The sequence below is a fragment of the Candidatus Sulfotelmatobacter sp. genome (genome assembly GCA_036500765.1).
GTDB lineage: Bacteria > Acidobacteriota > Terriglobia > Terriglobales > Acidobacteriaceae > Sulfotelmatobacter.
The window spans coordinates 145,550-170,675 of record DASYBM010000013.1; the positions used below are offsets into that span (position 1 = coordinate 145,550).

21 protein-coding genes are annotated in these 25,126 nt (G+C 58.1%); 7 read left to right on the forward strand and 14 right to left on the reverse strand.

From position 1 onward, the window contains the following. Positions 1-86 precede the first annotated feature (86 nt). Positions 87-821, reverse strand: a complete 735-nt coding sequence (locus tag VGM18_15620) for a DNA polymerase ligase N-terminal domain-containing protein (protein ID HEY3974431.1) — start codon at positions 819-821, stop codon at positions 87-89. A 147-nt stretch (positions 822-968) separates the two neighbouring features. Between VGM18_15620 and VGM18_15625 the strand changes: the two genes are divergently transcribed. Beyond that, positions 969-1,400, forward strand: a complete 432-nt coding sequence (locus VGM18_15625; GenBank protein ID HEY3974432.1) for an NUDIX hydrolase — start codon at positions 969-971, stop codon at positions 1,398-1,400. Here VGM18_15625 and VGM18_15630 read toward each other — a convergent pair. The 7 genes from VGM18_15630 to VGM18_15660 all read right to left on the reverse strand — a co-directional run bounded on the left by VGM18_15630 (position 1,389) and on the right by VGM18_15660 (position 7,855). Further along, on the reverse strand, positions 1,389-1,862 hold the full coding sequence (locus VGM18_15630) for a DUF2007 domain-containing protein (GenBank protein ID HEY3974433.1): 474 nt from the start codon (positions 1,860-1,862) through the stop codon (positions 1,389-1,391). The two genes, VGM18_15625 and VGM18_15630, sit on opposite strands and share 12 nt — an antisense overlap. Before the next feature lie 517 nt (positions 1,863-2,379). Next, positions 2,380-2,769 (reverse strand): type II toxin-antitoxin system VapC family toxin, encoded by a 390-nt coding sequence (locus VGM18_15635; GenBank protein HEY3974434.1) that lies wholly within the window; start codon positions 2,767-2,769, stop codon positions 2,380-2,382. Then, entirely contained in the window at positions 2,766-3,005 is a 240-nt protein-coding gene (locus tag VGM18_15640) for a type II toxin-antitoxin system Phd/YefM family antitoxin (GenBank protein ID HEY3974435.1), read from the reverse strand. Before VGM18_15640 ends, VGM18_15635 begins: the two co-directional genes overlap by 4 nt. A gap of 47 nt (positions 3,006-3,052) precedes the next feature. Beyond that, positions 3,053-4,591 carry a PQQ-dependent dehydrogenase, methanol/ethanol family gene (locus VGM18_15645; GenBank protein HEY3974436.1) on the reverse strand — a complete coding sequence of 513 codons (1,539 nt, stop codon included), beginning with the start codon at positions 4,589-4,591 and terminating at the stop codon, positions 3,053-3,055. A 245-nt stretch (positions 4,592-4,836) separates the two neighbouring features. Continuing rightward, positions 4,837-5,718 carry a c-type cytochrome gene (locus tag VGM18_15650; GenBank protein HEY3974437.1) on the reverse strand — a complete coding sequence of 294 codons (882 nt, stop codon included), beginning with the start codon at positions 5,716-5,718 and terminating at the stop codon, positions 4,837-4,839. A 47-nt stretch (positions 5,719-5,765) separates the two neighbouring features. Next, a complete protein-coding gene (locus tag VGM18_15655; GenBank protein HEY3974438.1) occupies positions 5,766-6,995 on the reverse strand; it encodes an FAD-dependent oxidoreductase in 1,230 nt (409 codons plus the stop codon). A 185-nt stretch (positions 6,996-7,180) separates the two neighbouring features. Then, positions 7,181-7,855 carry a UbiX family flavin prenyltransferase gene (locus VGM18_15660; protein HEY3974439.1) on the reverse strand — a complete coding sequence of 225 codons (675 nt, stop codon included), beginning with the start codon at positions 7,853-7,855 and terminating at the stop codon, positions 7,181-7,183. Between the two features lie 161 nt (positions 7,856-8,016). Between VGM18_15660 and VGM18_15665 the strand changes: the two genes are divergently transcribed. Together VGM18_15665 and larB are read left to right on the forward strand one after the other, a co-directional pair. Beyond that, positions 8,017-9,627, forward strand: coding sequence for a ChaN family lipoprotein (locus VGM18_15665; GenBank protein HEY3974440.1), 1,611 nt, complete (start codon positions 8,017-8,019; stop codon positions 9,625-9,627). Positions 9,628-9,693: 66 nt separating this feature from the next. Further along, the gene (gene larB, locus VGM18_15670; GenBank protein ID HEY3974441.1) at positions 9,694-10,443 is read left to right on the forward strand and encodes a nickel pincer cofactor biosynthesis protein LarB; all 750 of its coding nucleotides are present in this window, start codon (positions 9,694-9,696) and stop codon (positions 10,441-10,443) included. Between the two features lie 62 nt (positions 10,444-10,505). Here larB and VGM18_15675 read toward each other — a convergent pair whose 3' ends face one another. Further along, on the reverse strand, positions 10,506-11,291 hold the full coding sequence (locus VGM18_15675) for a BON domain-containing protein (GenBank protein ID HEY3974442.1): 786 nt from the start codon (positions 11,289-11,291) through the stop codon (positions 10,506-10,508). Positions 11,292-11,648: 357 nt separating this feature from the next. Here VGM18_15675 and VGM18_15680 point away from each other — a divergent pair, with 357 nt between their 5' ends. From VGM18_15680 to VGM18_15690, 3 genes are all read left to right on the forward strand, one after another. After that, positions 11,649-14,204, forward strand: a complete 2,556-nt coding sequence (locus tag VGM18_15680) for a PAS domain S-box protein (protein HEY3974443.1) — start codon at positions 11,649-11,651, stop codon at positions 14,202-14,204. 272 nt (positions 14,205-14,476) lie between these two features. After that, positions 14,477-15,436 (forward strand): protein-methionine-sulfoxide reductase catalytic subunit MsrP, encoded by a 960-nt coding sequence (gene msrP / locus VGM18_15685; GenBank protein HEY3974444.1) that lies wholly within the window; start codon positions 14,477-14,479, stop codon positions 15,434-15,436. 111 nt (positions 15,437-15,547) lie between these two features. After that, the gene (locus tag VGM18_15690; GenBank protein ID HEY3974445.1) at positions 15,548-16,159 is read left to right on the forward strand and encodes a protein-methionine-sulfoxide reductase heme-binding subunit MsrQ; all 612 of its coding nucleotides are present in this window, start codon (positions 15,548-15,550) and stop codon (positions 16,157-16,159) included. A gap of 114 nt (positions 16,160-16,273) precedes the next feature. Here the strand turns inward: VGM18_15690 and VGM18_15695 are convergent, their stop codons facing one another. From VGM18_15695 to pyrE, 3 genes are all read right to left on the reverse strand, one after another. Next, complete coding sequence (locus VGM18_15695) at positions 16,274-17,923, reverse strand: hypothetical protein (protein HEY3974446.1); 1,650 nt, start codon at positions 17,921-17,923, stop codon at positions 16,274-16,276. A gap of 186 nt (positions 17,924-18,109) precedes the next feature. Next, the gene (mtnA, locus tag VGM18_15700) at positions 18,110-19,165 is read right to left on the reverse strand and encodes an S-methyl-5-thioribose-1-phosphate isomerase (GenBank protein HEY3974447.1); all 1,056 of its coding nucleotides are present in this window, start codon (positions 19,163-19,165) and stop codon (positions 18,110-18,112) included. A gap of 28 nt (positions 19,166-19,193) precedes the next feature. Continuing rightward, on the reverse strand, positions 19,194-19,799 hold the full coding sequence (gene pyrE, locus VGM18_15705) for an orotate phosphoribosyltransferase (protein ID HEY3974448.1): 606 nt from the start codon (positions 19,797-19,799) through the stop codon (positions 19,194-19,196). Between the two features lie 155 nt (positions 19,800-19,954). Here pyrE and VGM18_15710 point away from each other — a divergent pair, with 155 nt between their 5' ends. Next, the gene (locus tag VGM18_15710) at positions 19,955-22,297 is read left to right on the forward strand and encodes a hypothetical protein (GenBank protein ID HEY3974449.1); all 2,343 of its coding nucleotides are present in this window, start codon (positions 19,955-19,957) and stop codon (positions 22,295-22,297) included. A gap of 5 nt (positions 22,298-22,302) precedes the next feature. Here the strand turns inward: VGM18_15710 and VGM18_15715 are convergent, their stop codons facing one another. After that, positions 22,303-23,598: an NCS2 family permease gene (locus tag VGM18_15715; protein ID HEY3974450.1), complete on the reverse strand. Its 1,296-nt coding sequence runs from the start codon at positions 23,596-23,598 to the stop codon at positions 22,303-22,305. A 115-nt stretch (positions 23,599-23,713) separates the two neighbouring features. Beyond that, positions 23,714-24,988 (reverse strand): MFS transporter, encoded by a 1,275-nt coding sequence (locus tag VGM18_15720; GenBank protein ID HEY3974451.1) that lies wholly within the window; start codon positions 24,986-24,988, stop codon positions 23,714-23,716. Positions 24,989-25,126: the final 138 nt, after the last annotated feature.

Consider the following 25,126-nt stretch of genomic DNA (forward strand, 5'->3'; position numbering starts at 1 on the left):
CTTGGGTTGCGAAGTCGCCAATCCCGGGAATTTCTTAATTGCTGGTTTGTTGCCGTTATTCGACTGCTCTGCGCCCTCTGCGTTGTTCAGTTTTTCTTGTTTTTTTTTTGCCCGCTCCCAGCGGCTTTTTTCTGATCGAGTTTTGCTACTGCATCCGCCAGCCAAGCTGCCTTCAATTTACCGCGGCCGGCTGGGCGGCTCTTCCACTCCGCCGATCCCGCGTCTCCCGCAACATCCGCCAGAGTCCGCCCGGTGAGCACCGAATCCTCGATCCCTTCGATGTCGTATCCTTCCACGACGTGATCGTCGTGCTTCTTGATCATGAGCCATTCGTTGCCTTTGCTTCCAGGACGCCGGCCCTTCATTTTGATCAACGCGAAATCACCCTTGAGCCGCTTGCCGTTGAGACGAAACTTCAAATCCCCTTTGGCGATCATCGCCGCAGCTTCCGCTTCGGTGCCTGGAACGTACTTCCCATTCACCGCGACTGGCGAGAGCGGCTGCCAAGTCCCTACATCCCACACGATCACCGTTCCCGCGCCATAGTTATTCTCGGGAATATTGCCCTCAAAATCGAAATACGATACGGGATGATCCTCGACCTGCATCGCCAGCCGCTTGTCCGCCGGATCCAGCGACGGGCCTTTGGGCACTGCCCACGACTTCAGCACACCTTCCATCTCCAGCCGAAAATCGTAGTGCAGCCGCGTCGCGTCATGCTTCTGCACGACAAAGCGATTCCCCGCCTTGGTCGCCACCTTCGCAGGAGGCTCGGGCGTCTCCTCGAACCGCCGTTTCCGCTTATATTCTTCGAGTGCCATAAACGCCTACATTTAACCACAGAACGAGAAGTAACCACGAAGGACACGAGGTTGCACGAAGGAAATCGGGGCGCGTTGACCTTCGTGCAACTTCGCGTCCTTCGTGGTTATTGGTTCTGAGCGGTGCCACGATAGAATCCTTTCGCCATGCAACGTGAATTCCCCGAAATTCCCTTGGTCGGCGTCGGCGCCATTATCATCGAGAACTCTCGCGTCCTTCTCGTCAAGCGCGCTCACCCGCCGTTGCAAGCGCAATGGTCGATCCCCGGCGGCGTTCTCGAAGTCGGCGAATTCGTCCGCGACGCCGCCATCCGCGAGGCCCGCGAAGAAACTGGACTCGTCGTCGAACCCGGCGAATTGCTGGGGGTCTATGACCGCATCCTGCGACATACGGACGAGCGCGTCCAATATCACTATGTATTGATTGATTTTCTCTGCCATAGGGTTGGCGGAGAACTCCAGGCCGCCGATGATGCTACGGAAGTGCGATGGTTCGCGCGCGAAGAGTTGCCGCCGCTGAACCTCGCGGAGGACACGCAGGACGTAATCCGCAAGGGATTTGAGAAGTTAGGATTCTAAATCCGCGCTGTCCGCAGGTTCGTCCGTGGCGGCGACGTTCGCGGCACACTCGTCCAGAATGCGATTGGCGGCGTCGACATTCTCCGGATCGACTCGCAACTTTACCCCACCAATTGCGTTGGCATTGAACCAATCCATCCGGATCATATTGTCATCAAACAGGAAGCACTCGATGCCCGCCGCGTCGAGAGCGCCCTTTGCCAGTTGGGCTTCGAGAAGGTTCCAGTAACTGCGCACCACAGTCAAGTCGCGAAATTCGGGCTCGGGCCGACGGGAATCAGGCTCCTCGTCCAGCAGATCCTGGGTAAGACCTCTGGTCGACAGTTCCGTTCGCAGCGCCTGGATCGCGATATCGGTGAGGCCGTCACTCTGCCGTGCAATCGCCTCCAACTCCTCATCGGTCTGGTGAGAATAGGCTTCGACCAGCCGCGCGCGTTCCTGTGCAGGATCAATCTGGGTCATAGCAGGAAATCATACTCCAGGGTTCTATGAGTGGCTGGCCTTATCCGTGAGAATCCGTGGCCATGGTTTCACGAAAAAAATAGAACGGCCCGCAGACACTTGATCGCTCAAGGCCTGCGGGCCGCCCGGTGGACTGTTTGGGATTGACCAAGAGGTGGTCACTCTAACGTGGCCTCTACGGCAACTCCGGGTTCGCTTGGAGATTTTGTCTCGTCGGCGAGCCTGACCGACCTGCGTCAGGCGGAAATCAATCCTTAAATCACCGGTAGTGTGCGGGCTGTAGCTTCCGGCAATTTCGTTATACAGGTTGTACGACGAATTTGCCTGAAACCCCGCTTAGAGCAACCGCTCTAAGTCTCAGCCACCTCACCTGGTCTTTGATTACCCCAACTACTGCCTTCAGAACTTGTCATCCGACCACCTCCTTTCCGGTGTAATTGCAGATTAGTACGAAGGCGCGCTGTGCGTCAACCGGCGGCAAGGTAGGTAACGGGAGAGCCAATACGCTCCAGATGTTTCATCGGTTTGCGAGCGTGGCAATCTCTCCCAGTCCCGGGAGGTTTACGTCGGCAGTCACCAGCGTGAGATCAAGAACCTTGGCAGTTGCGGCGAGAAAGCGGTCCGCGGGATCGCGCTGGGGCAGAGACAAACGGCTAGAGGCCGCCACAATTTCGTGGGTTAGGGGCGCCATTCGAAATCGGGCGGTCGCATCCGCCACCCATTCATCCAGGTCTCCCTCCAGACGCACTCGCCCCTTTTCGTGCAGAACGAGCGCTTCCCACGTACTGATTGGCGAGAGCCACAATTCGTTGGCCGGATTGTCCAGTTCATGCTTTGTGCGCTTGCCAAGGCGATCAGGCTCACGCAAACTCCAAAGCCAGATATGAGTGTCCAGCAGGAGTCTCAATCGCGCAACACTTCCCAGTCGTCTGGATCGCCAGCGGGGCTTACGATGTCGCCCAAAATTTCCATCCGTCCCTTCATCGATCCGATCCAACTGCGGTCGTTCGTCGGCGAAGGTGGGCTAACCTCAGCCACAGCCTTCCCACGGCGAGTTATGAGAATTGGCTGCCTGGTCTTCTGCACCTCGTGGAGAACGGCGAGGCATTTGGCCTTGAATTCGGAGATTGCGATTTCTTTCATGACTACAATAGTAGATCATAGTCAATTCAATTGGTCAACTACAATGGTTATGGCAACCCAAATACATACAGCGCGCTTCCCGCCGCAATTGCCACATACTCTTTCCCATCCACGGCGAACGCCATCGGCGAGGCGTAGACCGCGCCGCCCATCTGGAAGTGCCATAGCGGCTTGCCCGAGGCCGCATTAAATGCGATGAAATTACCCTCGGCGTCGGCAGAAAAAACTAAGCCGCCCGCCGTCGACAGCACGCCCGACCACGTCGGAGTGGTGTGCTGAAACTTCCACTTCACCTGCCCGGTCGCGGGATCGATCGCTTTCAGGAATCCCAGATAAGGCCGGGCATCTTCCGACGGGAAATAAGCGCTGCCGTAATAGGCGTGGCCCGCTTCGTAGGGCTGAGGAGCCGTGCTGAAAATGTCGCATTGATCGCGCGCCGTCACATAGAACAGTCCGGTCTGAGGATCGTAGGTCGGCGCCATGTAGTTCGTCGTCCCGAGCGCACCCGGACACACCGTGTGTCCCTCCAGCGTGGGAGATGCTTCCTTCTTCGCCACGGGACGGCCCTGCGCGTCTTTCGTGTCGCTCCAGGTTGTCTTGCCGTACTCCGTCGCAGAGATAAGTTTCCCGGTTGCGCGATCGATTACGTAGAAGTACCCGTTGCGGTTGGCTTGCGCGATCCAATGTTTTGCGTCTTTGTCGATCATGATCGGAACCTGCGTGGCATCCCAATCGTGCTCGTCGTGAGGCGTGAATTGAAAATACCAATTCATCTTGCCAGTGTCGGGATCGAGCGCCAGCAGGGAATTGCTGTAGAGATTGTCGCCGGCACGCCCTTCGCCGCGATTCGACGGCGCAGGATTTCCGGTCGGCCAGAAAATCTGGTTCGTGATCGGATCGTAAGTTCCCGTCATCCAGGCTGGCGCTCCGCCAACTTTCCAGGATTCGCCTTCCCAGCTTTCATGTCCGGGCTCGCCCGGTCCCGGGACGGTATAGAAGCGCCACTTGCGCTCGCCGGTCCCTGCGTCGTATGCATCGATAAATCCGCGCACGCCATACTCACCGCCCGAAACTCCGATCACCACCAATCCCTTCACCGCCAGTGGAGCTCCCGTGAAGCTGTATCCGATGCGATAGTCCGCAGCGACCACGTCCCACACTACATTTCCAGTCTTCGCATCGAGGGCGATTACATGCGCATCCATCGTGCCCAGAAAAACCTTGTTGCCCAGAATCGCCAGGCCGCGATTCACGTGTCCGCAGCACGGACGAATGTCCGCCGGAAGCTGCCGCTGATACATCCAGATGGGCCGGCCCGTCTGCGCATCTAGAGCAAAGGCGCGGTCATCTTGCCCAGTGGCATACATGATTCCATCGACGACCAGTGGCGTGGCCTCAAGTTTTCCCGTTGCTCCAGTCTGGTACACCCACTTCGCGACCAGCGTGCGTGCATTCGTGATGTTGACTTGATCGAGCGCGCTGAAGCGCCGACCGGAATAATCGCCGGAATAGGTCATCCAGTTCTGCGGTTCTTTCCCAGAATTCACCAGTCGCTCAAAGGTGACTTGCGCGTGCGCGGGGACCACGAGACTGCCTGTGAGAAGCGCGATTGACGCGACAGCCACCTGCGCGATGGAAATGCCGCCGAGTGCAGTCCCGTGGAAGAGCGCCGCTTTAGCGCCGCGAGGAGATTTTATTATCGGGTTAGGCTTTAGCCCTTGCGGGGCTACCGCGGGCCTAAAGGCCAGCTTCTTCAGGGCCTGAAACGCGGTCCTGAAAGCGCCGCTCTTCCTCGTGAATTCTAGTGTCTCAGGCAGTGTTCTGCGTCCTCTCATTTCGCCCCCGCGCTGATCAGATAGGCCACGATATCCTCAAGCTCCTTGTCGCTCAAACTTTCGACCGCGTACTTCGGCATCGCCGACTCCCGGCTCTTGTGAAATGACAGCAGCTTGTCTTTTTGCAGCAGATGAATGTGCTCGCTCGAGTCCATGATCTGCACGCTGAAACTGTCTTCATTGAGCGTCACGCCTGAGATTTTTTTTCCGTCGGCCGTCTTCACCGTAACACTCTCATATTCCTGGGGAAATTCTTTCGTCGATTCCGTCAATCCCCAGGCCAGTCTGCGGCTGGGATTGCGCACCGAATCGACGATCGCTTCGCGCGTCCGCGATCCACCTACCGCCGTCAGCTCCGGTCCCAACCTGCCGCCTTTGCCCTCGACCATGTGGCACAGGGAGCAGTTCGCATCGCCATAAAATAATTCCTTGCCATGGGCGGCATTCCCCGCCGCCTGCGCCGGAGCTTTCACTTCCTGGCTGCGAATGTAGGTAATGATCTGCCAGATCTCTTCGTCGGTCATGCCGATGCCCTGCCCGTTGGTCCCGTTGCCTGGCATTGCAGTTCCCGCAATGCCGTTGCTGATCACCTGAAACATGTCGGCGTCGGAGTGTGCGTGTTTCTTCACCGCCCGCGTCAAATCGGGACCGCGGCCGCCGCCATGCGCCCCTAGTCCGTGACATAGCGCGCAGTTGATACGGAACTCATACTCTCCAGCCTTCGCCGCCTTGGCATCGCCCGCAAGAGGATTGCGATCATCGACCGCAAAGGCTACAGCGGAGATAAACATCGGCATCGCCAATAGCAGCAGCATTGTCGTGACTCGGGAAGGGGCAAAATCTCTTGCGTTCGATGAATACATGTGAAGGGATTGCATGAGGCAGAAATAGTAGCATCACGCCGCTGAAACAATTCAATAAATGGTCAATGTGCGAGAGATTTATTCTGAGTCTTGATGTGCTCGGAGCGAAAGCCCAAGCCAACGATGCGGGCAGGAATGCGGCGAAGCCACGGCCACCGACGCAGCATTCTTAGCGGGAGGGGGAGAGAAATTGGCTTTGAAGCGTTCAAAACGCTCTTAATGATTCGGTTTTGTATGGCGACTTGCAACTTCTGCGTGGCGCGAGTGGGAAAATCCCGGCGGCCTTGGACCGCCTCGAGATCGCCATCATCGACGGTCCCAGCGGCCAACTTGCCGGCCACGATATTTGCCGCGGCCACGGCATCCTGAACGGCGAGATTGATTCCCACTCCTCCCACCGGAGACATGGCATGGGCTGCGTCGCCGATGCACAACAGGCCAGGACGCCACCACCGCTTCAATCGGTCGACCTTGACCGTAAGCAGGCTCACATCGTTCCAATCCCGAAGTTCGCCAACGCGGTCGCGCACGAACGGCGCCAGCCTCTCAACTCTTTCCTGAAATTGTTCGATCCCCTGTTTGCGGATTTCGTCGGCCGCGCCTTTGCGAATGACATACCCGCATTGCCAGTAGTCCTCGCGAGCGATCATCACCAGTATGACCCCGGCTTCGACGCGGCCGAAAGTTTGTCCCGGATCGTCGGGATGGCGGCTGAGTCTCATCCACAGCACATCCATGGGAGCGCCGAGGTCCATCACCTCCAGATTGCCGCGTTGGCGAACAATCGAGTGGCGGCCATCGGCTCCGACGGTGAGAGCAGCTCGAATCTCGATCTCGCCGTCGGGAGTCTTCGCGCGCACGCCGGCGATCCGCCCATTTTCCTCGAAAAGATCGGTGACTTCGGCCTGCATTTTGACCTGAAAACCGGGATAGCGCCTGCCGTGCTCCACCAGAAAGTTGAGGAAATCCCATTGGGGCATCAAGGCGAGAAACTTGCAGTGCGTGGGAAGATGAGTGAAGTCGCCGATCGTTACGGTCTCGCCGCCAACCTGTCCCGCCAGTTCACGCACCTCCTGGTGAGGGCGCTTCAGAAAATCATCGAGCAGTCCCAGTTCGTACATCAACTCCAGCGTCGATGGATGGATCGTGTCACCGCGAAAATCGCGCAGGAAATCGGAATGCTTCTCCAGCACCATCACGTCGATGCCCGAGCGGGCCAGCAGAAAAGCCAGCATCATTCCCGCCGGTCCTCCGCCCGCGATGCAGCATCCGGTTTTTAAGGAAGTTGTCATCCCTAATCTGAGATGGCGATTTGCCTTCCGACGCAAGCGGGAAATTCCGTTCTCCCGCCCGTACATGTCCGGCGGGCATCTGCCGCGGTGCACCTTCGGCTCTCTACACTGAAATCCTGTCCTCAGATGCCGAGATTACTGGAAGGTGGACAGTTTTTTCCCTAGACCGACAAGTGATTGATCCGTCAGCCTTTCCAATGAAAGGCGTCGGGCTGGGGAAGGCCCACATGGGCCAGCACGCGGTAAGCAAACTCGCGCGCCATCTCATCTAAAGAAGCAGGACCGTAATAGAAGGCCGGAATCAACGGGAATATGGTGGCTCCGGCGTCGGCGGCCCGGTACATGTTGCGGATGTGGATCTTATTGAGTGGCGTTTCGCGCACGCACAGCACCAGCGGCCGCTTCTCTTTCAACGAGACGTCGGCCGCGCGTTCGATGAGTTGGGCGGCGACGCCGTTGGCAATGCGGGCCAGCGTGCCTACGCTGCAAGGGATGACGATCATGGCGTCGGCAGGATAAGAGCCGCTGGCCACGTTCGCTCCGATGTCGGCGTTGGATTGGAGCGCGATTTTATTGGAAACGATTTTGGGCGATGCGCGGCCGCCGGAAATCCGGCGGGATACGCCGGTGGAGGAAGTTTCGAGAAGAAGTTGACCGATCAGGTTGGAACGTCCAGCGATGCCCAATTCTTCGGCCATGACGCGCAACGCGCTGTCGGAGGCGATGAAGTTAACGGTTTGGACGCGCGCGTCGCGTGCCACGGCGAGCAGCAACTGCCGCAGAAAAATGGCCCCACTGGCGCCGGTAGTGGCGATGGTCAGATTTTGCGCGAAATGCTGGCCCGACGAAACGTTCGGCAAAACGGCTCCTGAGAGGCAGCGAAAGAACTGCCCCGGTTCTGGAGCATAGGTAGACGTTGCCACAGAAGTCAAGAGAACAAGGAGCTCAAAAGCCCGAAGCGCAAGAGCCGAAGCTAGAAGCTAGAAGCTAGAAGCTAGAAGCTAGAAGCTAGAAGCTAATCATGTCCTCGACTGCCAATCTTCGATCTCGCCGTAGCGCCGCTCAACTGCAAGCGCTGGCGGGAGTGGAGCGCGAGATTCGCGCTCAGGATTCGCATAGCCGCAGAAAATATCTGCGCGAGTTCAACCAAGCTTTTCGCAGCTATGACTCCTTGCTCGATGCGACACAAATTCAGACGGCTCTGCATTCCGCCGACATCGTTCTCATCGGCGACTACCACGCGTTGCCGGTCGCACAACGCCACGCCGCATCGCTGATCGAGCAGCGCGCGCTCGCCGGGGATCGCCGGGTCGTGTTGGGAGTCGAAACCATCTACGCCCGCGACCAGCACATTCTCGACGAATGGTGGCGTCGCGACATTGACGAAAACGAACTGCGCCAGCGCATCCGCTTCGATCTCGACTGGGGATACGACTGGGTGCCATTCTACGAACTGCTCGTCACTGCGCGCGATCACGCCGAAGCGCTCTATGGCCTCGACTGCATGCCCCGCGAGGATCTCCGCAAAATCGGAGCCCGCGACCGTCACGCCGCGGCCAAACTGGCCGAAATTCGCCAGCGCCATCCCGATGCAGTCATTTTTGTGCTCTTCGGCGAATCGCATCTCGCTCCAGGACACTTGCCCCGTGAGTTACGCGCGCAGCTGCCCGGCGCGAAGATCCTTACCGTCTTACAAAACATTGACGCGCTCTACTGGCGTGCCGCCGGAGAGCGCACCGATAGGGTGGAAGGCGTCCGCGTCAATGATGAGGTCGTGTGCGTCTTCAATGCCACTCCGTTGGAAAAATATGAAAGCTATCGCCTGTTTCTCGACCAGTGGAGCCGGTGCGACGACAGCCCGGACTTCGCCCCTACCATTTACAACCTGATCGACAGCCTGGCGCGTTTCCTCGAAATCAACCGCTACTCGCCGCATAACGGTACGCAGCCGAAATTTCTGGTGGACCTGTTGCCGGAAGTTTATGGCAAAGCATCGGAGGATCCGATGCTGCTCGGGCTATTGTCGCGGAAAGGCATCGCCGGAGCGGAACTCGAATCCATGCTGGTGAGCGTCGCCGAGCGTGGCAGCGCTTACCTCGCGCCGGTGAACGCCTTCGTCGTCCATGAGTTTCACATGATGCACGCTACAGAGGATGCAGCGCGTTTTCTACATCAGGCCTGCCAAGGTTTGCCGCAGCGCCGCAATGGCGACTCTGCGAAGTGCGCCGCGTCGAATGGTGACGGGGCGAATCCTCGCAGGACTCTGATCGATGAGTTTTATGTCCGCCTGATGGAGCATGCGGTCGCTTATTTCGGATCGAGAATCCTCTATCCTTCGAGGCCAGCGCCCGAAGAACAGTCGCCCTTATCCCGCGCGGCCTGCGAGAAAGCGGCACAGGCCGCAAGCCGTGCCGATAAAAACAAATTCGAGTCGTCTGCCCAAGAGTTGGGCTACCGTATTGGGGCGCAGATTTACGACGCCTACCTCGCTGGCAAGGTCGCGCCTCGCGGGCTGCGCCGCCTGTTTCTCGCTCACCTGAACGAGCCGGGCATGGCCCGCAAAGTCTGCGCCGCCGTCCTGGCCAAGCTCCGTTCGATCTCCAGACCGAAAACCCGCTTGGCGCACGCCTGAACTCAGATGTTCTCCAAAATGCTAATCTAAACCTCGTCCGCCTAAATGCTAAGTGCTAACTAGAACGTGAACGCAGAATCCATCCGCAAGCTTTTCGAAGAGGTGCGTCGCGGCAAACTTACGCCCGACGATGCCGTCGATCGCATGCGCCATTTGCCCTTCGAGGATCTCGGCTTCGCCAAAGTCGATCATCATCGAGCGCTGCGGGCCGGTATGGCTGAGGTCATTCTCGGGGAAGGTAAAACTCCCCAGCAGGTCGCGGGAATCTTCGCCCGGCTTTCGAAACATGGAGCCAACGTTTTAACCACGCGTGCGACCGAAAAACAATTTGTTGCAGTCCAGAAGAAAGTTCGCGGCGCCGAATATCGCGAACTCGCTCGCGCCATCGTTCTACAGCGGGATCCCACCAAATATGGGAAGGGCATTATTGCAGTAGTTTCCGCCGGAACCAGCGATATCCCCATTGCGGAAGAGGCAGTCGTCACCGCCGAAATCATGGGCAACGAAGTGCAGCATTTTTATGATGTCGGAGTCGCCGGCATCCACCGTTTGCTGGCGAATCGTGAAGCCCTGACCAAAGCCCGTGTCGTGATCGTTTGCGCCGGCATGGAAGGAGCGCTGCCCAGCGTGGTTGGAGGACTGGTCGGCGTTCCCGTAATCGCCGTACCCACCAGCATCGGTTATGGCGCGTCGTTCAAGGGACTGGCCGCCTTGCTCGGCATGCTCAACTCCTGCGCATCGAACGTGAGCGTGGTCAACATCGATAACGGATTCGGCGCGGGATACGTGGCCTCGCTCATCAATCGGCTGCCTTGAAAGCCGCATCCCAAAAACAAAAGGGCGCGACTCTCGCCGCGCCCAGGTTCACCGACACTAACTTAAGATTTTCCCTCAATCTGAAGCTTGTTTTCCACGCTGAACGCGCCGGAGATTTGGTTGGCTCGGATTCCGGCAAGTTCCTTGTCCATTTTGCTGTCGACCGAACCGTAGAGCGTCACGTGCCCGTTCATCACGATGATTCGTATCGGTCGCGCCGGGTCCGCCGCATACCGATTTAGAACTGAGTCGGCATAGATCGCGCGCCACGCCCGCACGCGCAGACCGTCGTCGAAAAACGAAACCGGCTCGACCGAGACGTTGTTGATCACGTCCTTCACCCCAGGCATGTTCGCGATGTCGGCCAGAGCTTCGTCGCGGCCGATGCCCGTGCGATCCTGCCCCTCGACCGTCACCACGCCGTCCTTCACTCCGAGCGCGAAGTAATCGAACGTATTGTCGTAGCCTACGCGCACGTACCGGAGCTTGGTCGCAAGTTTCTGCTCGAGTTGCGCGTCCGGCACGTCAGGACCGGCGACAGTGAGGAGGTTGCGAACCCCCTGCACATTCGCGGTCTTGCGGGCAGTCTTGGCCGCGTCGAGTTTGCGCTGGTAAAGATCGACGGTGCCCGTCAGGACCACAATCCCGTCTTCCACGCTTGCTTTGACACTGCCAAACTGGCTCTTGCCGGCCAGTTTCTGCGTCAGAGTTGTTTGAATTTGATTGTCGTAGCGGGCCGCTGCGGACGGTTGCGCCAACGCCATCGCGCTCATCAGCCCGATCGCCAGAATCGCACCCACCAGCCTCCCAAAAGATTGCTTACCTGCATTCATTTTTCTTGTAGTCATTGAGGTCACCTCCGACCCGTTGACATTTCTTTACGAATTAACCATCTGGTTAATTCATTCGATGCCGAGGGATAACGCCGAGATGCATGAGCTGACGACGCTGGGCATCGATGGCGCAGAACTTTTTGCGATGTAGCGGGTTCACACGAATACGGAGCCGAAGTGTGTTTGCCGGCGTTGCATTTGAAGAGAATTGCACTCCAACGGCAGCCCTCTAAAGTAACCAACCTAAAGGCTGGCCCGGAAAACCGCCATTTCGGGACCCGCCATTTTCGGGATTACTCCCGTACCCTTTCGACCGAGTACCCAAGCGTTCTACCATGCTCATGACCGCGAATTTCGAGGGGGAATTCGAGGATGGGCGAAGGTGTCTCCCAATCAGGAAGAGCGGACATTTCCCGCGCCAGCAGGCTGAAAAAAGCTCTGGAGAGCGGAGCTCCGCCTGCCTTCGTACCGGCGGAAAATGCCGACACGTCCGCCGATGGTTCCTGCTCCAAGTTCTCCTGTCCGCTGCCCGCCTTGGATGAAGTCCCCGCGAGCGGTCCAGACAAAGCCGACCCTCGGCTGCAATTCCTGGAACAAATGTTTCAGGCGTTTCCCGATGGATTGAGTATTGCCGACACCGAACATCGAGTGCTCTGGGCCAACGAAACCTTTGCTCGCATGTTCGATTACGCAGCGGGTGAGGTCATAGGCCAACCTCTGGAGAATCTCGTTGTCCCGGCGGATCGTTTGGCGGAGTCGGAGTGGGTGTCGGAGGCGCTCACCAGGGGTGAGCGCATTACGCTGGAAACGCAGCGCAGGAAAAAAGATGGAAGCCTGCTCGACGTTTCCGTCTCCTGTGCGCCTCTGCTGCTGGACGGTCAGATGGCGGGCTTCTACGCCGGCTACCACGACATTTCCGATCGCAAGCGCGTAGAGGCGTTGAGTTCGGCGCTCTACCGGGTCGCCGAAAAAAGCAGCAGCGCCCACGATCTGCAACAGTTCTTCGCAGCAGTGCACAGTATCGTCGATGAATTGATGTACGCACGCAATTTCTACATTGCGCTCTACGATCCCGCCACGGAGTTGCTGACATTCCCTTATTTTGTCGATGAGCAGGATTCTGCGCCGCCCCCGAAAAAGCTGGGTCATGGGCTGACCGATTACCTCATTCGCGTGGGAGAGCCGCTACTGGCTACGCCCGAAGTGCTCCAAGCCATGGAGGATCGCGGCGAAGTAGCCCGAAACGGATCTCGCTCTCTCGACTGGATGGGCGTGCCACTCAAAGTGAACAACCATACTTTCGGGGGGTTAGTTGTGCAGACCTATTCGAAGAACATCCGCTATGGCGAGCGCGACAAAGAAATTCTCACGTTCGTGGCACGGCAACTAGCGAGCGCGGTTGAGATCAAGAGAAACGAGCAGGCGCTACGGCGCTCTGAGGCCCGCTATCGCTCTCTGGTGCAAAGTTCGGTGTATGGCATTTACCGGTCGAGTCTGGAAGGAAGATTTCTGGACGTGAACCCCGCGCTGATCACAATGCTGGGATACAGCTGTGCCGAGGAAGTGCTCTTACTTGATCCGGAAAAAGATGTCTTCGCAAACTCCGAAGAACACACTCGGCTAATCGATGAGTTCCGCAAACGCGGACGCCTCGACGGGATTGAATTGAAGTGGAAGCGTAAAGACGGCGGCGCCATCACGGTGCGGATCAGCGGGCGCGCGGTAAGCAGCGCTGACGAGCCCGCCGACGTACTAGAGGCGATTGCCGAGGATGTTACCGACCGTCGCGTGCTCGAGGATCAGTTCCGTCAGGCTCAGAAGATGGAAGCTGTGGGCCGGCTGGCGGGTGGCGTGGCCCACGACTTCAACAATCTGCTGATGGTGATCAGCGGATACGCCGAAGTCATGCTCGCAGCTCTGGAACCAGAGCATCTGCTGCGCGAGAAGGCTGAGGCCATCCAGCAGGCGGCCGATCGCGCTACTACTCTGACCCGGCAGTTGCTGGCTTTCAGCCGCAAGCAACTGCTCGAGCTCAAAGTTGTCGACGTCAACGCGATTGTGCAGGACATGGAGCGGTTGCTACGCCCCCTGATCGGCGAAACCGTGGAATTCTCGACCTGCCTAGCCCGGGATGCGGCGCATACGCGGGCCGACGCCGGGCAACTGGAGCAAGTGTTGATGAATCTGGTGGTCAACGCCAAAGACGCCATGCCCAACGGGGGAACGCTCAGTCTGGAGACGTTAAATATTGTCGTGGAAGAAACACATCGCCGCGGCCAGACGTTCATCCGTCCCGGTGACTACGTCATGCTCGCCGTAACCGACACTGGCACTGGCATGGACAAGGAAACGCAGTCGCGAATCTTCGAGCCGTTCTTTACAACGAAGGAGAAAGGCAAAGGTACTGGGCTCGGTCTCTCCACGGTCTACGGGATTGTGAAGCAGAGTGGAGGATATGTATTGGTGCAGAGCGAGGAAGGCCGCGGTACGACTTTCCAGATTTATCTGCCCCGAGTGGAAGGCGTTGCCGAAAAGCAGTCTCCTCCAGTGACCCAAAATATCCTTGGCGGCACGGAGACGGTTTTATTGGTGGAAGACGAAGAATCGGTCCGTCAGTTAGTCAGGGAAACTCTGACCTTGAAGGGATACACCGTGATCGAAGCGGAAAGCGCCGAGGCAGGAATTGCCGCGGCGTCACGACATCAAGGCAGCATCGATTTGGTGATCACCGATGTGGTTATGCCTGGGATGGGCGGCCGCGAACTGATTAAGCAATTGGCGGAATCCCGCCCGGAATCGAAAGTCCTTTATGTCTCAGGTTACACCGAGGACGCGATCGAAGGAAGCATAGAGCGAGGCGCCGCGTTTCTGCAGAAGCCCTTCACCCTGCAAAATCTGTCGCGCAAAGTCAGGGAAGTGCTCGGGTAGAATCACATTGTCATTCCGAAAGAGGCGACGGCTCTCGGGCTCCTCCAAGCTGGCAGCCACTCATGTTCCGCGCTGGGACGCTCGGAACGGCGAACATTTCGAATCACCTTTTGCAATTCCTACAAGCGGGGTGGTGTTGGCGCCCAGCCTGGTTCCTTGCAACTTTTTCACGACCTAAGCGTCTTATCTGGTGGAAGATAGATGGCAAAATAAATCAGTCCACGATGGACTCGCGTACAAAAAACGTACTCGCGTATAAAAGAAGCGTTCTCATGCTGATCAAGAAGGCCGCAGACATTCCATCTTCGGAAATCACTCCGCGGAGTTTGTATCTCAATCGCCGTCAGTTTCTGGCCGGGGCGGCCGTCGCAGGAGCTGCAGTCGCGACCGGCTTTGGCATCCGCGAGATGGCCTCGCCTTCGACCACCGCGCTAGCCGGCAACAAAATCGACGGCATCAAGAAAAGTCCATTCAGCACGACCGAAACCATCACTCCTTACAAGGACGTCACTACCTACAACAACTATTACGAGTTCTCCACCGACAAAGACGGCCCGGCGCGGTTGGCCAAAAATTTCCGCACGCGCCCCTGGAAAGTAAAGATCGACGGCCTAGTCGATAAGAAACAAGAGCTCGACATTGATGCGATCCTCAAGATGGCTCCGCCGGAGGAGCGCATCTGCCGTCATCGCTGCGTCGAAGGCTGGTCGATTGTCGTTCCCTGGGTCGGTTTCCCGCTGAGCGAACTGATCAAGCGGGTGAACCCTACGAGCAAGGCAAAGTTTGTCGAGTTCACCACGATTCTCGACATGACTCAGATGCCCGGCCAGCAGCGCAATGTGCTGCAATGGCCCTACGTCGAGGGCCTGCGCATGGATGAAGCCATGCATCCGCTCGCGCTGCTCTGTTTTGGGATGTACGGGGAAGACCTCCCCAATCAGGATGGCGCGCCGCTGCGCATCGTGGTTCCGTGGAAGTATGGTTTCAAGAGCGCCAAGGCGATCGTGCGAATCCGTTTCACCGAGAAGCAGCCGCTGAATACCTGGAACATTTCCGCGCCGACGGAGTATGGTTTCTATTCCAATGTGAATCCAAGCGTGGACCATCCCCGCTGGAGTCAGGCCACAGAGCGCAGGCTCGGCGAATTCCGCAAACGCCCCACGTTGATGTTCAACGGCTACGAACAAGTAGCCAGCCTGTACAGTGGAATGGATTTGAAGAAAAATTTCTAGTCGTCAGTCGTCGGTCGACAGCCACCCGTGGCTTCGGCTCTTCATAACGACGTCTGTTCCGGGGACCTCATTGGTTTGCTGAAGACCGTCGACTGACGACCGAGAACTGGCATGCGCTACCTCAAACCCGTGCTCCTCCTGGCCTGCCTCACTCCACTAGCCAATCTCGTATGGCGCGCCTTGCATTCCCAGCTTGGCGCCAATCCTATTGAGAAGATCACGCACACCACGGGCGACTGCACGCTGACCTTTCTGCTGATTACGTTGTCGATCACGCCGCTGCGCAAACTCACGCGGCAGTATTGGCTGATCGGCCTGCGCCGCATGCTAGGGCTGTTCGCGTTTTTCTATGGCACGCTGCACCTGATGACTTATGTCTGGCTCGACAAATTTTTCGATGTGCACGAAATGCTGGCCGACATCGCCAAGAGAAAGTTCATTACCGCCGGCATGACGGCTTTTGCCCTGATGATTCCGCTGGCCCTGACGTCGACCAAGTGGTCGATCCGCAAACTCGGCGGCAAGCGCTGGCAAGCCCTGCATCGCCTGATTTATTTCAGCGCCGCCGCCGGAGTCATCCACTACATCTGGCTGGTCAAAGCCGACCTGAAGAAACCTCTGGAATACGTCGCGGTGCTGGGCGTGTTGATGCTATATCGGGTCGTGGGATGGTTCAGCGCGCGCAGCGCAGTAATCCCCAAGTTGGAGGCGACAGAAGGATGAATCGCCGGACGGTTCATGGAGGGGCAGCACCTTCGGTTGTCAGTGGAGGCGGTATCGGAAAACAAAGGGCGCGGCAACCAACTACCGCGCCCTTTACTAACTCTTTCTTACTGCCTACTTTTGCTGCCGGCGCTTGAGCGCCTTAGGCTTTGTTCCTGGCTTCAGGCTCAACACCTTCAGGTGTCGTGTGGCCGCGTTCGAACTGGCGCTGGCAGTTTGAGTCCCGAGCAGTCCCAGGGACACGAAGGTACCATCGCTGTCGATAGCTACGGCAGTTGGGGTACCCGCTCCGCCGTTCACAACATAGGTGATGAGGTCATAGGAATTCGATCCCGCCGCGACCGTACCGCGTCCTGAGACGGTCGAGTCGGCTGAATATGTGGACGAGAATGAGTTTCCAAAGCTGGTTGACCCTTCGTCGTTGACGTCGATCTTGCCGGGACTGAAGGTGCCGCTGGTATTGGTGAACTCGGCGATGTCGTCTTCCTCCGTATCAGAGTTGAAGTTAAACCCTGTCAGATTCATCCCGTACCCTTGCCCCGACGCCAATGATGGGCTCCCGCCTTGCAGATAAGCGACCCCGTCGGTCGCCCCGCCGCCGTCAACTTCCAGAATCTGAAGGCCGCCGCTCGACGGATATACGGCGAACTGGCAACTGCTGCACCCGCTTCCACTGTCACCCTTCACAAAGCCGTTCATCGTGATCAGCGAGCGTCCTCCGGTGAGCGTGCTGTAGCCGCCACTAAAGCCGGGCACTTCGAAGGCCGTACCGGCATCGTTGATATCCTGCACCGAAGAAGTGGTGATGTTCCCCGCCCCGTCGGTGACCAGCAGACCTACAGACGTGAACGGTGATCCAACTACAATGTCGAAGCCTGCCACCGCGAATACGTTATTGCCGGTGGGAATTGACGACGATTGTGAGAAAACTTCGCCGCTTACTACAGGAAGAGAATCGATTTCAATAAACTTCAATTCGGTGGGGCTTACCGGGTAGACATCAAAGCTGTAGGTGTTGCCGGCCGTGGTGATTGTGGCCGTGCCCGGAACCGTGCCTAAGTTGATTGAGCCACCGGTGATAGCGGTGCCGCTGGTTCCGTAAAGGGAAACGCAGTTGCTGTTAACGTCTTCAATCCCGGTGATGTTGCCACTAGAGTCAACAGTAAAGGCTCCAACCGTGGCGAAGGGTAGAGTGCCGCCGACGCTGCCATTGCCGCACACGGCCCCGGTTCCATTAGTGCTGGTGCCGCTGAAATTGAAAACGTAAGATTGCCCATTGATGCTGCTCTGCGCGACTGTGGTCTGCAATTCCAGCGTGCCGCTGCCACTGCCGTTGCTGTCGAACTCCGTGATCAGGCCGCCCTCGCTCGACGTGAGAACAAAGTCAAAGTTGAAAGTCCCTGCTGCGCTTGTCAGGGTGATCAGGCCGCTACCGCTTGATGGCCGTCCGTCCGCGCCGACGCTGTAGCTGCCTGCCGTGATCGCTTGGGCCGGAGCCACACCGATTGCGGGATCGTTAATATCCATGGTGCCGCCACTGATTCCGCCCTTGCCATCTGCGGTGAAACTTCCGGTAACTGCCAAGAGTTCGCCGGTTGTGCTGTCGCTGCCGGTCGTCGAAAAGACGTAGGTGCCGCTCAAGTTGCTGTCGCTGAATCCCCCGGTCGGAGGCGCCGAACCCGAGCCGGAACTGCTTCCGCAACCTGCGAGTGCGGCGAGTGAGGAAAGAATGATGGCTAGAACGAAGCGATTGCGTAACGGCATAACATCCCCCTGGAAGAGTTTTGGCGCAGAGCTGGGTCTTCTGAGCTCAGGTTAGCACGGTTGAGTTACCGCTAGCTTCAACCCGAACCCAGACGATTAGTAGCGCGGGAAGAAAAATATTTTCGAGATTTACATCTCTTTACGAATCAGTTTTTCTTGTGAAACGGCCTGGTACAACGAATCCCGTCACCGAGGGACTTCCGCCACCTGCGCGGCCAGACCGCGTAAGGACTCTTCATACGGAGCTCGCGCGATCCCTTTTTCTGTGATGATGGCCGCCACGTACTTTGCCGGCGTCACATCGAACGCTGGATTCTCTACTTCCACGCCGTCCGGCACCATCCGTTTCCCGGCGATGTGCGTAACTTCGCGACCGTTGCGCTGCTCAATCGGAATCCGGCTACCATCAGGACAAGCGAGATCGACAGTCGAAATCGGCGCGGCTACATAGAATGGAATGCCGTGCTCCTTCGCCAGGATGGCCACCGTGTATGTGCCGATTTTGTTGGCCACATCGCCGTTAGCCGCAATGCGGTCGGCGCCCACCACAATCGCCCCGATCTTGCCCTGGCTCATCATCGCCCCGGCCATGTTGTCGGAAATCACGGTGGTCGGGATGCCGTCTTTCATCAACTCCCACGCCGTGAGCCGCGAGCCTTGCAGAAACGGACGGGTCTCGTCGGCGTACACATGAATTCTCTTTCCCTGCTCAACGGCCGCGCGGATCACACCCAGCGCCGTGCCATATCCCGCCGTTGCCAGCGCTCCAGCGTTGCAGTGCGTGAGCACTCCGCCCGAGCTGGGCATAAGCGTTGCGCCGTGGCGTCCCATAGCCTGGTTGGCCGCAATGTCTTCCGCGTGCATGCGCTGGGCTTCTTCGATCAGGTCGCGCCTGATTTGCGGAATGGATCGGATGCGGATGTTCTCGAACTTTTCCTGCATGCGTCGAATCGCCCAGAACAGATTTACCGCCGTCGGCCGCGTCTTGCCGATGAGATCGCAGATCTGGTCGAAGTCGCGCTTCAGATCTCCGATAGATTCCGCGCCGGAATTGTTTACGCCCAGCGCGATTCCCATAGCGGCCGCCACGCCAATCGCGGGTGCGCCGCGCACCACCATGTTGCGAATGACATCGGCGACCTGCTCATGCGTCTTGCAGGTCACATAAACTTCTTCCATGGGCAGCTTCGTTTGATCGATGAAGCGTACGCCTTGGTCGGTCCATTCCAGGGTTTGAATCATAGGTCGGTCGTTGGTCAGTCGTTTGTCGTCAGTCGTTGCTCGTTGGTCGATGCATGCCGGCGTCGGTTTCGTCGTTTTGCAGCACGTGCTCTTTGCGTACATCGTTCGCCGTGAAAATCGAACTGAACGGAGCGGGTGCAGCCGCCTTTTCTACGTTCGGACGTCCCTTCGCTTCTTCCCGCTCCACCAGGCAGATCACGCCGACCACGTCGAATCCGAACTCGCGCGCCGCCTCAATCGCCAGCACGGTCGATGCCCCGGTGGTGCAGACATCATCGACAATCACGACTCGCGCGCCCTTCTCGCGGAAACCTTCGATACGCCGGCCGGTGCCGTGCTGCTTTTCGGCCTTGCGCACCAGAAATCCATCTAGTTCGCCGCTCACCACGGCGACCGCGACCACAATCGGATCCGCGCCCATGGTGAGCCCGCCAATGGCCCGTGCGTTCCATCCCCGCTGCCGGATTTCCTCCAGGAAAACTTCCCCGGTTAGTCGCGATCCCTTCGCGTCCAGCGTAGTGGTTCGGCAGTCGATGTAGTAATCGCTGGTCCCGCCCGAAGAAAGTTTGAAGTCGCCCAGGCGAAACGACTTGTGGGCAAGGGTGCGGAGCAGTTTCTGACGCGCCGAAGGCATGAAAATCTACGATATCACGAGGGAAGGCTTCGGGCTCTCGGCTTCCGGCGCACAAATGCGCGGCGAACGGGGCCTGCATGTTAACCTGAAATATTGCGGTCAGTTCGACGACGTGCCGCGGCCGGCTTCTCTCAGACTTAATTCGAGGTACGACATTGCAGAGTTTGCTCAGGTTTTCACGTTCCACTTATTCTGGACTTCTTCTTTCAGCGCTTGCGATCATCGCCTTCACAGCAGCCTCGTTCGCCGACGGCACTCGCACCTGGGAGCAGTCAAAATTCGAAGACCTCACTAAAGGTACGGCCACCGGCGTAGCCATCCGCAGCTCCGGCGGTCTGGAGCTGGCTCCGTCGTTCAAATTGCTGTACGCGACGCCGTCGACCTACATCTGGGCCGTTGCCGCGGATGATGCGGGAAATGTCTATGCCGCGACCGGCTCTCCGGCGCGAGTCTACCGAATCGCGCCGGATGGACAGGCGACCATCGTGTTCGAGCCGAAGGAACTTCAGGTCCAGGCGCTCGTTGTCGCGCCTGGCGGCGTAATCTATGCAGCCACGGCGCCCGACGGAAAGGTCTACAAGATCGAGCATAAGCCCCGGCAAAAAGCGGTCGCGCCCAAGTCAGACAAGAGTTCAGACAAGATTTCCGATAACGACACTCCGAAAGATCCCGCGAAGCCTGCGCTCGACCCAACCTGGAGTTCGTCAGAATACTTGGCGCCCGGCACCAAGTACATCTGGGATCTTGTTCTCGATAAGTCTGGAAATCTCTACGTTGCCACCGGCGATCACGGCGAGATCTACAAAGTGACGACGAAGGGCGAGCACTCCGTTTTCTTTAAGAGCGACGACACCCATATCCGGGTGCTCGCGCTCGATGCTCAGGGCAACCTGATTGCCGGCACCGATGGCAGCGGCTTGATCTACCGGATCTCTCCCGCGGGCGAGGGATTTGTACTTTACAGCGCTGCCAAGAAGGAAATCACGGCGCTGGCTCTCGATCGCGCGGGCAATATCTATGCCGCAGGGGTAGGCGAAAAGCGTGCCGGAGCGGCGACCTCCCCGGCCGGCACAACTTCTTCGATCATGACCATGAGTTCAAGCGCCGCGTCAAGCTCCTCGCCAACTCCGGGAATGACTCTCACGCTGACGCCCAGCCCGTCCCCGGCAGGCCAGTTCTCATTTCCCGGCGTCGGCGCAAGCGGCGGCTCCGACATTTATCGAATTGCCCCTGACGGTTCGCCGTCGCGGCTGTGGAGTTCACATGAAGACATTGTTTATGCCTTGGCCTTCGATTCGCATGAGCATCTACTGGCCGGAACGGGAAATCGCGGCCACATTTTCGCCGTGCAACGTCAGGATGAATTTTCCGATCTGCTGAAATCTCCGGCCTCGCAAGTGACCGGCTTCGCCAAGGCTCCCGGTGGGGGGCTCTACGCCGCCAGCAGTAACCTGGGAAAGATTTTTGTCCTGGGTCCGGGTCCAGAAAACGAAGGCACGTACGAAAGCGATGTGTTCGACGCAAAAATATTTTCGCGCTGGGGCCGAGCCGAGTTCCGCGGCACCGGCAACGTCGAGCTGTTGGCACGCAGCGGCAACGTCGACAATCCCGACCGCAATTGGAGTGCATGGAAGCAAGTGAATCTCGCCAAGGATTCTGAGACTGGGGTTCCCGCCGCACGCTACGCCCAGTGGAAAGCCGTGCTGCACGCGGGAAGCATGCGGCCCGAGGTCGACACCGTTACCTTGAACTACCTACCGAAAAATGTTGCGCCGGAGATCGAGGACGTTTCGGTGCAGGTAGGAGTTCGCTATCAGCCAATCCAGAAATCGGCCGGCCTTAATCTGGGCGCCGACCTGAGCGGATCATCGGGTGGACATTTCGAGTCGCCGGTGCCGAGCACGCACGACCGCGAATCCATTGGAGTGAAGTGGAACGCGCATGACGAGAACGACGATCAGCTCGTGTATTCCGTCTACTATCGCGGCGATGGTGAGACACGCTGGCTCCTTTTAAAAGATAACTTATCCGACAAAGCGTATTCTTTTGACGCCAGCCTGCTGCCGGATGGCGGCTATATAGTGGAAGTCGTGGCTTCGGATGCGCCGTCGCACTCTCCCGGCGAGGCCCTGACTGCGACCAGAGAGAGCCGCCGCTTTGAGGTCGATACGACATCCCCGCGCATCGAGAACCTGGCAGGGACCATTGAAGGCTCGCAGATCCACGTGCGCTTCCGCGCAGAGGATGGATTTTCTACGATCAAACGCGCCGAGTATTCCGTCGATGCCGGCGACTGGAAATACGTGGAGCCGGTCGGCCAACTGTCGGATGCGAAAACGGAAGACTATGATTTCAAAGTGGCGCTGGAGTCGGAGCGGGACTCGGTGATTAACTCGGCCATGGGTTCGGGGAAAGACGAATCCGAGCACGTGGTGGTGGTCCGGGTCTACGACAAGTACGACAACATGGGTGCCGCGAAGACTTTGTTGAAACGCTGATGGATTTATCCGGCGGCGAGATATACATAGCGCAGTACGAACAGCGCCGTCAGAATCCAAATCACGACACTCACTTCGCGTAACTTCCCGGCTGCCACTTTCACCAGCGTGTAAGAAATCAATCCGAAACTTAGACCGGTGGCGATACTGAACGTCAGGGGCGTGGCCAGCAACGTGACGAAAGCTGGAACCGCTTCGGTAAATTCTTTCCAGTCGACCCGGCCTATGGATTCTGTCATCAGCGCGCCGACGAGCATTAGGGCTGGGGCCGTTGCATATCCGGGGATGGCGGCAGCCAGTGGCGAACAAAAAACCGCGAGAAGAAAGAAGCCGGCGACGAACACATTGCTCAACCCGGTGCGCGCCCCCGCAGCAACTCCGGCCGCACTTTCAATGTAACTGGTTACAGTGGAAGTCCCGGTCAACGAGCCGATGATCGTGCCTACCGCATCCGAAACCAGAGCGCGGCCGACTCGCGGAATCTTACCGTCCTTCACGAATCCGCCTTGCTCACTGACTCCAACCAGCGTCCCGACATTGTCGAACAGATCGACAAACTGAAAGACAAATGCGATTTCAAGCAGGCCCAGGTGAAGAGCGCCGCGCACGTCGAGTTGCAGCCATGTGCTGGAAGGATGCGGCAATGAAAAGATCGAGCTTGGCCAGGCGGACATGCCGCGAAAAATCCCAAGCAGCGTGGTGGCAAAGATTCCGATCAGGATCGCGCCATTGACCTTGCGTGTCATGAGAATGAGCATGATGGCCAGCCCGACGCAAGCGAGCTGAGTCTCGCGATCGGAAAAGCTGCCGAGGCCGACGAAGGTCGCGGAGTTTGCGACTACCACCTTGGCATTGCGCAAGCCCACAAAGGCAATGAACATCCCAATGCCGCCGGCGGTTGAGTACTTGAGGCAATCCGGAATGCCGTTGACGATTTGCTCGCGAACCCGCACCAGCGTGAGGATCACGAAAAACACCCCGGAAATAAAAATGACGCCCAGCGCCGTTTGCCATGGCACATGCATGCCCAGGCAGACGACATAAGTGAAATACGCGTTCAGCGACATTCCGGGCGCCAGCGCAATAGGATAGTTGGCGTAAAGTCCCATGACGAGGGTGGCCGCGGCGGCAGCCACGCAGGTTGCGAAGAGCACGCCATCAATCGGCATCCCTGTTTTCGCGAGGAGTTGCGGGTTCACGACCACGATGTATGCCATGGTTATGAAAGTGGTTAGGCCGCCGAGAAATTCGCGGCGCACCGTAGTCCGATTCTCGGTAAGGCGGAAATAGCGTTCGATCAATGAGTTTCCCTGGTTGCGCGGTGTTTGTCTGAAGAAATGAAGCCGACATTCTACGGCATCCGCTGCGGAGAGGACCGCAAAGATACTTCTGTTCTTGATCTGTTTCTTGCAGGAATTAAGTTGGATCGGTGGTCGCCGAAGCCTCCACTTCGCTGCGAATGTCGCTGAGTTCTCCTGCCTGCCGCAGTTCCGGAAACATCCAGGCCCACACGACGATCACGACCAGAGTTCCAATTCCGCCCAGTACGACTGCCGGCACAGTCCCAAACCATTGCGCGGTCACGCCCGATTCAAATTGCCCGAACTCGTTGGAGGTCCCGATAAAAATCATGTCGACCGCAGTGACCCGCCCGCGCATCGCATCCGGAGTCGCCAATTGCGTAAGGGTCGCGCGGATAATCACGCTGATCATATCGCTCGCGCCCAGCAGCAGCAGCGCGATTAACGACACGATCAGGCTGCGCGAAAGTCCGAAGACAATCGTGAGAACTCCAAATCCCGCCACCGCCCACAGCAGCGCCAGTCCCGATCGTCCGCGTAGCGGCCAATGCGCCAGCAACACGGCCATGACGGCCGCGCCCACGCCCGGCGCAGCGCGCAGCAACCCCAGTCCCCACGGCCCCGTATGCAGAATCTCACGCGCGTATACCGGCAACAATGCAACCGCCCCTCCCAGAAGAACGGCAAACAGGTCCAGTGAAATCGCGCCCAGGATTAGCTTCTTGTTCCAGATGTAGTGCAGTCCCGCAAACACCGTCTTGAGCGACATGGGTTCCCGCGGACGCGTTTTCGCCTCAGGCCTGATCCAAAATGATGACACCGTAGCTCCCGCCGCCGTCAGAAGGGCAATCACATACACCGCCGCCGGCCCGTGAAACGCCGCGTAGAGAATTCCGCCAAACGCCGGACCAAGAATGGTTGCGGCCTGAAAGACGCTGGCATTCCACGCCACAGCATTCGGAAAATGTTCTTCGGGCACAAGCTGGGGCAGAATCGCTCGGCTGGCCGTGCTGGCAAACGATCGCACCACGCCGATCAGCACCAGCACTACGTAGATCGAATTGACCGACGTAGCGCGATGGGTCAGAGCTAGCAACAACGCGAAGCACACGGCATAGCCGGCATAACAGGCCGAAAGAACGTTTCTTCGTTCGAAGTGGTCGGATGCATGCCCGGAAATTGGGAACAGCAAAATTCCCGGCAGAAACTGCGCGAGACCGACATAGCCCAGATCGAGCGGCCGCTTCGTGATCTCGTAGACTTGCCAGCCCACGGCCACGGCCTGCATCTCGACTGCCGCGACAATCAGAAATCGGGCGATCTCGAACAGCACGAATCCGGGATGCGAGAAGGCGGCGCGTCCGGCCCTGGCGTCGGCGTTGGCAGGCATGAGCTATTTACTGTGCCATAGAAAGCGGTGCATGTGCAGACTTCGCGAAGATTGGTTAGCAGTTAGGTTTCTGCGTCTTGCGTTCTCGGCGTTCTTCTCTCTGCGAACTTCGCTGTCACAGTTTTATCGGGCAACGGT

What these genes read in the sequence shown, in the direction of transcription:
- VGM18_15620 (HEY3974431.1), bottom strand. Translation starts at nt 821, where the DNA reads ATGGCACTCGAAGAATATAAGCGGAAACGGCGGTTCGAGGAGACGCCC.
- VGM18_15625 (HEY3974432.1), top strand. Translation starts at nt 969, where the DNA reads ATGCAACGTGAATTCCCCGAAATTCCCTTGGTCGGCGTCGGCGCCATT.
- VGM18_15630 (HEY3974433.1), bottom strand. Translation starts at nt 1,862, where the DNA reads ATGACCCAGATTGATCCTGCACAGGAACGCGCGCGGCTGGTCGAAGCC.
- VGM18_15640 (HEY3974435.1), bottom strand. Translation starts at nt 3,005, where the DNA reads ATGAAAGAAATCGCAATCTCCGAATTCAAGGCCAAATGCCTCGCCGTT.
- VGM18_15650 (HEY3974437.1), bottom strand. Translation starts at nt 5,718, where the DNA reads ATGCAATCCCTTCACATGTATTCATCGAACGCAAGAGATTTTGCCCCT.
- VGM18_15655 (HEY3974438.1), bottom strand. Translation starts at nt 6,995, where the DNA reads ATGACAACTTCCTTAAAAACCGGATGCTGCATCGCGGGCGGAGGACCG.
- VGM18_15665 (HEY3974440.1), top strand. Translation starts at nt 8,017, where the DNA reads ATGTCCTCGACTGCCAATCTTCGATCTCGCCGTAGCGCCGCTCAACTG.
- VGM18_15675 (HEY3974442.1), bottom strand. Translation starts at nt 11,291, where the DNA reads ATGACTACAAGAAAAATGAATGCAGGTAAGCAATCTTTTGGGAGGCTG.
- VGM18_15680 (HEY3974443.1), top strand. Translation starts at nt 11,649, where the DNA reads ATGGGCGAAGGTGTCTCCCAATCAGGAAGAGCGGACATTTCCCGCGCC.
- msrP (HEY3974444.1), top strand. Translation starts at nt 14,477, where the DNA reads ATGCTGATCAAGAAGGCCGCAGACATTCCATCTTCGGAAATCACTCCG.
- VGM18_15690 (HEY3974445.1), top strand. Translation starts at nt 15,548, where the DNA reads ATGCGCTACCTCAAACCCGTGCTCCTCCTGGCCTGCCTCACTCCACTA.
- VGM18_15695 (HEY3974446.1), bottom strand. Translation starts at nt 17,923, where the DNA reads ATGCCGTTACGCAATCGCTTCGTTCTAGCCATCATTCTTTCCTCACTC.
- mtnA (HEY3974447.1), bottom strand. Translation starts at nt 19,165, where the DNA reads ATGATTCAAACCCTGGAATGGACCGACCAAGGCGTACGCTTCATCGAT.
- pyrE (HEY3974448.1), bottom strand. Translation starts at nt 19,799, where the DNA reads ATGCCTTCGGCGCGTCAGAAACTGCTCCGCACCCTTGCCCACAAGTCG.
- VGM18_15720 (HEY3974451.1), bottom strand. Translation starts at nt 24,988, where the DNA reads ATGCCTGCCAACGCCGACGCCAGGGCCGGACGCGCCGCCTTCTCGCAT.